2 pseudogenes are annotated in these 301 nt (G+C 68.4%); one reads left to right on the forward strand and one right to left on the reverse strand.

What is annotated here, in order from left to right:
- Window positions 1-109, forward strand: a pseudogene (locus SB751_RS29355) (RNA-binding protein); the annotation flags it as partial.
- Window positions 110-167: 58 nt separating this feature from the next.
- Here SB751_RS29355 and SB751_RS29360 read toward each other — a convergent pair.
- Window positions 168-301: pseudogene (locus SB751_RS29360) on the reverse strand (DUF4149 domain-containing protein); the annotation flags it as partial.

A 301-nucleotide genomic window follows, 5' to 3' on the forward strand; every position in this document is an offset into this window, starting at 1 on the left:
GCCGGTCAAGGTCCTCGTGCGCGGCAACGAGCGCGTGACCGCGGGCGGCACCGTGAAGCGTGCGAAAAAGCGTCAGGCCAGCACGAAGCGGCCGCACCAGGGCAAGTAACACCGGCGCGCGGCACGGGGTGTCCCGTGTCGTGCCGGCCGGTTGGTCATTTGGTCGCTTACGCGTCCCGCGCCGGCAAACGCCAGATCAGCATCAGCCCCAGCACGCTCTCGACCAGATAGAACAGGCTCGAGACGCCGTGCAGCATCCCGAAGCGGCTCGCGTACGGCGAGTTCGCGATATCGGTGCCCG

The organism is Cupriavidus sp. SIMBA_020 (assembly GCF_046535395.1).
Taxonomy (GTDB): Bacteria; Pseudomonadota; Gammaproteobacteria; order Burkholderiales; family Burkholderiaceae; genus Cupriavidus; species Cupriavidus campinensis.